General features: G+C 39.2%; 8 protein-coding genes and 2 tRNA genes. 9 read left to right on the top strand and 1 reads right to left on the bottom strand.

Features of this window, described 5'->3' with window-relative positions; all coding sequences use genetic code 11:
* The 7 genes from BM266_RS13380 to BM266_RS13350 all read left to right on the top strand — a co-directional run.
* A partial coding sequence (locus tag BM266_RS13380) for a transposase (protein WP_139220646.1) occupies nucleotides 1–234 on the top strand: 234 nt, incomplete at its 5' end.
* 280 nt (nucleotides 235–514) lie between these two features.
* Nucleotides 515–1,216 carry a MotA/TolQ/ExbB proton channel family protein gene (locus BM266_RS13375; protein WP_093410582.1) on the top strand — a complete coding sequence of 234 codons (702 nt, stop codon included), beginning with the start codon at nucleotides 515–517 and terminating at the stop codon, nucleotides 1,214–1,216.
* A gap of 1 nt (nucleotide 1,217) precedes the next feature.
* Nucleotides 1,218–1,610: an ExbD/TolR family protein gene (locus BM266_RS13370; RefSeq protein ID WP_093410581.1), complete on the top strand. Its 393-nt coding sequence runs from the start codon at nucleotides 1,218–1,220 to the stop codon at nucleotides 1,608–1,610.
* Nucleotide 1,611: 1 nt separating this feature from the next.
* A complete protein-coding gene (locus BM266_RS13365) occupies nucleotides 1,612–2,436 on the top strand; it encodes a cell envelope integrity TolA family protein (protein ID WP_093410579.1) in 825 nt (274 codons plus the stop codon).
* Between the two features lie 30 nt (nucleotides 2,437–2,466).
* Nucleotides 2,467–3,657, top strand: coding sequence for a bifunctional folylpolyglutamate synthase/dihydrofolate synthase (locus BM266_RS13360; protein ID WP_093410590.1), 1,191 nt, complete (start codon nucleotides 2,467–2,469; stop codon nucleotides 3,655–3,657).
* Between the two features lie 64 nt (nucleotides 3,658–3,721).
* Nucleotides 3,722–3,796 (top strand) — tRNA-Val (locus tag BM266_RS13355).
* 51 nt (nucleotides 3,797–3,847) lie between these two features.
* Nucleotides 3,848–3,922, top strand: a tRNA-Val gene (locus BM266_RS13350).
* A gap of 232 nt (nucleotides 3,923–4,154) precedes the next feature.
* Here BM266_RS13350 and BM266_RS13345 read toward each other — a convergent pair.
* Nucleotides 4,155–4,859 carry a Crp/Fnr family transcriptional regulator gene (locus BM266_RS13345; RefSeq protein ID WP_093410578.1) on the bottom strand — a complete coding sequence of 235 codons (705 nt, stop codon included), beginning with the start codon at nucleotides 4,857–4,859 and terminating at the stop codon, nucleotides 4,155–4,157.
* 105 nt (nucleotides 4,860–4,964) lie between these two features.
* Between BM266_RS13345 and BM266_RS13340 the strand changes: the two genes are divergently transcribed.
* Together BM266_RS13340 and maeA are read left to right on the top strand one after the other, a co-directional pair.
* Nucleotides 4,965–5,348: an isocitrate/isopropylmalate family dehydrogenase gene (locus BM266_RS13340; protein ID WP_093410576.1), complete on the top strand. Its 384-nt coding sequence runs from the start codon at nucleotides 4,965–4,967 to the stop codon at nucleotides 5,346–5,348.
* A gap of 14 nt (nucleotides 5,349–5,362) precedes the next feature.
* Nucleotides 5,363–6,496, top strand: a complete 1,134-nt coding sequence (gene maeA / locus BM266_RS13335; RefSeq protein ID WP_217648162.1) for an oxaloacetate-decarboxylating malate dehydrogenase — start codon at nucleotides 5,363–5,365, stop codon at nucleotides 6,494–6,496.

The following is a 6,496-nucleotide window of genomic DNA, read 5'->3' as shown; positions in this document are numbered from 1 at the left end:
ATAGAACGCAATCACAACCTTATCAGGTTAAAGAAAAAAGCAAAGCGCCTGCTACTCAGTGAAGAAGGAATTGCCCATCGTAAGCGAAGGTGCTGGGATGTAGAGGCCGTTTTTGGGAATATTAAGCAAAATATGGGCTTCAAAAGGTTTATGCTTCGGGGAATGGATAAAATAACTACCGAAATGGGGCTTATAGCAATGGCCCATAACCTAAAGAAGTTTAGTATAGCCTAAGAGAAAAGATACTACTTCTATTTTTCATTCTTAAAAAAATAGGAAAAACTGACCAGAGCCTACAGATCATATAACACAAAAGAAAAAAACCGCCCAAAAATTACTTTTTAGACGGCCTCTTTTTATTTTTAGATCCTTTTATTTGATGGTGATTTGAATGAGAATAGAATAAAAATCCGGCGATTAACAGAAAGCATCTTGTACTGCTGAATATTTTACTATTTTTGGTTACAATTAAACATAGTTTATTACGTTAGATACAAAACCCTAAAAGATACTTATGTTATACTTTTTCCAGCAGGAAGGTGCTGCTCAGGCAGCTCAGGAAGCAGAGCCTGTAGTTGAAGAAAAAACCCTTTCTTTATTTGACCTGATGTTAAGCGGTGGCCTTGGTGGCCAGATTATTATCCTTATTCTCTTTATTCTCCTGTTCGCTGCAGTTTATATTTATTTTGAAAGGCTCTTTGCCATAAAAGCAGCAAGCCAGGTAGACAAGAATTTTATGCTTCAGATCAAGGATAACGTTTTAAACGGTAATATTGAATCGGCTAAAATGCGTTGTGCACAAAGTGATTCTCCCGTGGCCCGCCTCACTCAAAAGGGAATTTCCCGAATTGGGAGCCCCCTGGAAGATATCAATACCGCAATTGAAAACGCCGGAAGACTGGAAGTTTACAAGCTGGAGAAAAATGTGAGTATCCTCGCCACTATAGCTGGAGCCGCGCCAATGATCGGGTTCCTGGGTACCGTAATTGGTATGGTACTTGCTTTTCATGAATTGGCAACAAGTAGTGGTCAGGCGCAAATGGGAGCCCTTGCAGAAGGTATCTATACCGCGATGACAACCACCGTTGCCGGACTTATTGTTGGTATTATCGCTTATATAGGCTACAACCACCTGGTGGTAAAAACCGATAAGGTGGTTCATCAAATGGAGGCTACAGCGGTAGATTTCTTAGACTTATTAAACGAACCTGCTTAATATGAATTTAAGAAGCAGAAATAAAATTAGTGCAGATTTCAGCATGAGTTCGATGACAGATATCGTTTTTCTGTTGTTGATATTTTTCATGCTTACCTCTCCGGTAATAACCCCCGAGGCTTTAGACCTTATCCTTCCGAAGGCGAAAGGTAAAACCACAACTCAGCAAAATATTGCGGTTAGTATTACCAAAGACCTTCAGTTTTATGTGAATGATGAAAGGATTAGCGCCAGCGCTTTGGAAAGAACGCTTAAAAGCAGACTTGTTGGAGAAGATGACCCAACCATAATTTTAAGGGCGGAAGAAGGAGTGCCGATTGAAAAGGCTGTAAATGTTATGGATATTGCCAACCGCAATAGCTACAAAATCGTACTGGCCGTAAAACCTGAATAAAATGTCGATGCTTGAAACAAAACACGAGAAAAAATCCTTTGCCATCACGGTGGTACTTCACGTGCTTTTGATCATTTTGATGTTGTTTTTAGGTTTTAAATATTTAGATCCGCCTCCAGAGAATGGAATTGCGATAAACTTTGGTACTTCTGAAGTTGGTGCGGGAGAAAACCAACCCACCGAACCTATTGAATCTGCTCCACAACAAACCGCTGCACCCGAGCCGGTTTCGCAACCCGAACCTGTAATTGAAGAGGAGGTGGTTACCCAGCAGATCGAGGAGGCTCCCGTTATCGAAAAGAAGAAGGAGCCACAACCGGTAAAAAAGGAAACCCCCGAAAAGCCTGAAGAACAACCGCCGGCAGAAAAACCCGAACCTAAACCCGATAAATCTACCACCGATGCGATGAGCAGTATCCTTAATGGACCTGAGCGCAGCGGTTCAGAAACAGGAGGAGAAGGCGATGATGACCAGGCAGGAGATAAGGGTTCCCCCGATGGTGATCCTAATGCCAATTCTTACTATGGAAATGGAACCGGTATTGATGGAGATGGAAATTACCGCCTCGGAGGTCGTAGAGCCCTGAATAAAGAAAAATTTGTTCAGGATTGTAATGAATCAGGGATTGTGGTAGTGCGTATTGAAGTGAACCGTTCTGGTCAGGTGATTAATGCAACACCGGGTGTAAAGGGGACAACCAATTCTGCTTCATGTCTTACCGAACCTGCAAAACGTGCCGCTATGGCCACACGTTTCAATAGCGATGAAAATGCTCCCTCCAGACAGGTGGGAACAATTATTTATAATTTTAAACTCTCAGAATAGGTGAATACTTACAAAGAAACTGTTGAGTGGATGTTTCAGCAGTTACCTATGTACCAGCGGGTGGGAGATCAGGCTTTTAAGAAAGACCTTACTAAAACCCTTCAGTTTGCAAAACACCTGGGAGAACCTCATAAAAAATTTAAGTCTGTTCATGTGGCCGGAACCAACGGGAAGGGGTCTAGCAGCCATATGTTGGCTTCCGTATTACATGAAGCCGGATATAAAGTTGGGCTTTATACTTCGCCGCATCTTAAAGACTTCAGGGAACGTGTTAAAATTGACGGACAGCTTATCGATAAGAAATCAGTAGTTAATTTTGTGAAGACTCATAAAAAATTTATTACCGATGCTAAACTTTCTTTTTTCGAAATGACCGTTGGCCTGGCCTTCGATCATTTTGCCAAACAGGAAGTTGATATTGCGGTAATTGAAGTAGGAATGGGAGGCCGTTTGGATTCCACCAACATTATCACCCCGGAAATCTCTGTGATCACCAATATAGGCCTGGATCATACAGCTCACTTGGGGAGCACCCTCCCTGAAATAGCCCGGGAGAAAGCGGGGATTATCAAAAAGGGTATTCCGGTGGTGATCGGGGAAAAGCATAAAGAAACCACCCCGGTTTTTAAGGAAATCGCCGAAAAGCAAAATGCGAAACTGGTTTTTGCCCAGGATTTCCGTTTTCCCCAATATAGTACCGATCTTAAAGGAGATTATCAGAATAAGAATATGAAAAGTGTCCTGGGGGCGGTGAAGTTGCTCAGGGAAAAAGGATGGAATATTCCTGAAGAGTGCTTAAAGAACGGTTTAAACAGTGTAAAGCTTCATACATCCCTGCAGGGCCGATGGGACATATTACAGGAGAAACCCAAGGTGATCTGCGATACCGCTCATAATAAGGAGGGGCTTAAACTTGTTTTTAAACAACTGAAAAGAGAAGAATTCCAGCATCTGCATATAGTCCTGGGAGTTGTGAATGATAAAGATCTGGAATCTATCTTACCTCTCTTTCCCAAAGATGCTCAATATTATTTTTGTAAACCGGAGATTCCCCGGGGTCTTGATGCGGGAATTTTAGCTGAAAAAGCAGCGCGATTTAACCTGGAAGGAAGGATATTTGATTCGGTTTCAAAAGCTTATGAAGTGGCTGTAAATAGTGCCTTAGACGAGGATCTTGTCTTTGTGGGGGGTAGTACTTTTACCGTTGCTGAAATAATTTGATTTTTTTTGTTTTTTCTTGGTGCAAAAGAAAAACTAATCTATATTTGCATCCGCATTAAAGAATGGGCGCGTAGCTCAGTTGGTTCAGAGCACTTGGTTTACACCCAAGGGGTCAGGGGTTCGAATCCCTTCGCGCCCACTACCATTCTCAAGGCTTCTATTTATGGAGCCTTTTTTTAATGAAGATTTAGGGCGCGTAGCTCAGTTGGTTCAGAGCACTTGGTTTACACCCAAGGGGTCAGGGGTTCGAATCCCTTCGCGCCCACATTTATACCCAAATCCCAAAGTTCACCTACTTCAGGGATTTTTTTATGCCAAAATTTTACGTTTACATATTGTTTTCGGATCAAGAACAATTTCGGATCAAGCCTAATTGTTGTGTTTATGCAAAAATTGTAGTCAATCTATACAAGAAAGATATAATTCCCTTTGTATTTGGCACTTCCCAGGGTGATGAACTCATTAATTATCCCTAAAAACTTTGGTTTAGAGTTAAATCACAGCCCTTCACTATCTGGAATATTTAATAATTCAAATATCAAATCTTTCCTTTTGATATAGATTAATCTTTTATCTACTTTAATTATTCCTGCATCTTTAAACTGTTTGAGGCTTCTTCCTAAACTTTCAGGTGAAGTGCCAATGAGATTTGCTAAATCTTCTCGTGTCAAATCAATACCTATAGGTTCTTTATACCGCTTTGAGAATCGATCTTGTAGAATTAATAAATTCATAGCCAATCGTGCATTCTGATTCTTCTGGGCCAGAAGAGCTATGATATTAGCAAGAACCCCAAACTCGTGACCAATATTTTTCATAAAGATCTGTTGTAATCTTGGAATATCTTTTAAGAGTTGAAAAAAAATATCTTTTGCTATGAAATTCACCTCTGCATCCTCTAATAATTCACAAGAATCCTGGTACCGTTCTTCTCCAAATAAAGCATGGTACCCTAATATATCTCCAGGTGTGTAGATATAAAAAATTTGTTCTGCCCCGGAAAAACCGCGTTTAAATTTTTTTGCTTTTCCTTTCTTAATTTGAAAGATGCCGGTAGGTACTCCCTCTTCGTAAAACAAAAGACTTCCTTTTTTAATGGTTAAGGATTCCATGGCATTTTGGACAAGTTTTTTCTCCTCTTCGTTTAATGTATCCAGAAGAAGATTGCTTTGAAAATCGAATTGTGAATAAAAATCTTTCATTAGGTAAAAATAGATAATAATTAATAACTATAATAATAACATTTGTTATTATTATAGTTAACATTTGTAGTATATTTGCAGTTAAAAATATTTAGCTATAAATATATGAAGGATAGAATTAGCCTTACAAACGAGAAATTATATGTGCCGAATCAACCAATTATTCCCTTTATTGAAGGGGATGGTATTGGTCCGGACATTTGGAAAGCCACGAAGTTTGTGATTATCGCTGCGGTTAATAAAGCATATGGGAATCACAGAAAAATAGAATGGAAAGAAGTATATGCAGGTGAAAAAGCCCTGGAAAAAACTGGTGAGTGGTTGCCCGAGGAAACTATTAAAACTATTAATAAATATTTGGTGGCCATAAAAGGGCTGAATGGCGCTATTGGAGAAAAAACTGTGACCTATGATTTTGAGAAATTAATGGATGATGCCATTCTTCTCAAATGTTCTGAATTTGGGGGTGCCATCGTTAAACATATGTAAAGAAGATTTATTAAATGATTTTAGATAAAAAAGGTTTCGGAGTGTTATATGACGGGAGAATAAGTAAATCCTTAGCTTTTTCTAAAAATGAAAGGGAAAAATTAGGCTTACGAGGCTCGCTGCCATACTCCATTGTTGGTCAGAATATTCAGGTAAAACGGGTTATGGAGGGCCTGCGTCGTAAAGATTCGAACATTGAGCGTTATATAATGCTATCCGCCTTACAAGATCGAAATGAAAAATTATATTATAAAATTGTTAGTGAATATATAGAAGAAATAATGCCTATAGTCTATACCCCGACTGTAGGAAAAGCATGTATAGAATTCTCTCATATTTTCAGGCGATCCAAAGGATTTTATATCACGCCTGATGATAAAGGGGAAATATTAAAAATTTTAGATAATTGGCCAGAAAAAGATATTCGGGTTATCGTTATTACTGATGGACAACGCATATTAGGTCTGGGAGATTTAGGTGCTAACGGAATGGGAATTCCAATAGGGAAGTTAGCCTTATATACAGCATGTGCAGGTATTCATCCTGGCCAATGCCTGCCTGTTATGCTGGATGTTGGTACAAATAATAAAGAAATACGAGAAGATATTTTATATCTGGGGTATCTAAAAGAAAGATTAGAAGGAAAAGAATATCTTGAACTAGTTGAAGAATTTGTAAAGGCGGTTCAAGAAAAATACCCAAATGCCCTCATTCAGTTTGAAGACTTCTTGACCCCTAATGCCTACGCTTTATTGAATATTTATAAGGAAAAAGTTCGGTGCTTCAATGACGACATTCAAGGGACTGCAGCTGTAGCATTGGCTGGTTTATATGCCGCCACCCGAATAATAAAAGTTCATTTTTCAGATTTACGAATTATGTTTCTAGGGGCTGGATCGGCAGCAACGGGAATAGCAGATCTTTTAGTTTTAGCATTAGTAAAAGAAGGAATGACTAAACAGGAAGCCTTAAAGCGCTTATGGTTTGTTGACATTAATGGATTAGTGGTACAAAGCAGAAAGGATTTAATGCCTCATAATTTACCTTACGCGCATCAGCAAGAGCACTTAAGTTTTATTGAATCGATTAAATCCATAAAACCACACGTATTAATAGGGTGCAACAGGAGCTTTTGGAGCTTTTACTAA

This window comes from Salegentibacter flavus (assembly GCF_900115145.1).
Classification (GTDB): domain Bacteria; phylum Bacteroidota; class Bacteroidia; order Flavobacteriales; family Flavobacteriaceae; genus Salegentibacter; species Salegentibacter flavus.
This window is presented reverse-complemented; position numbering and strand designations above follow the sequence as displayed.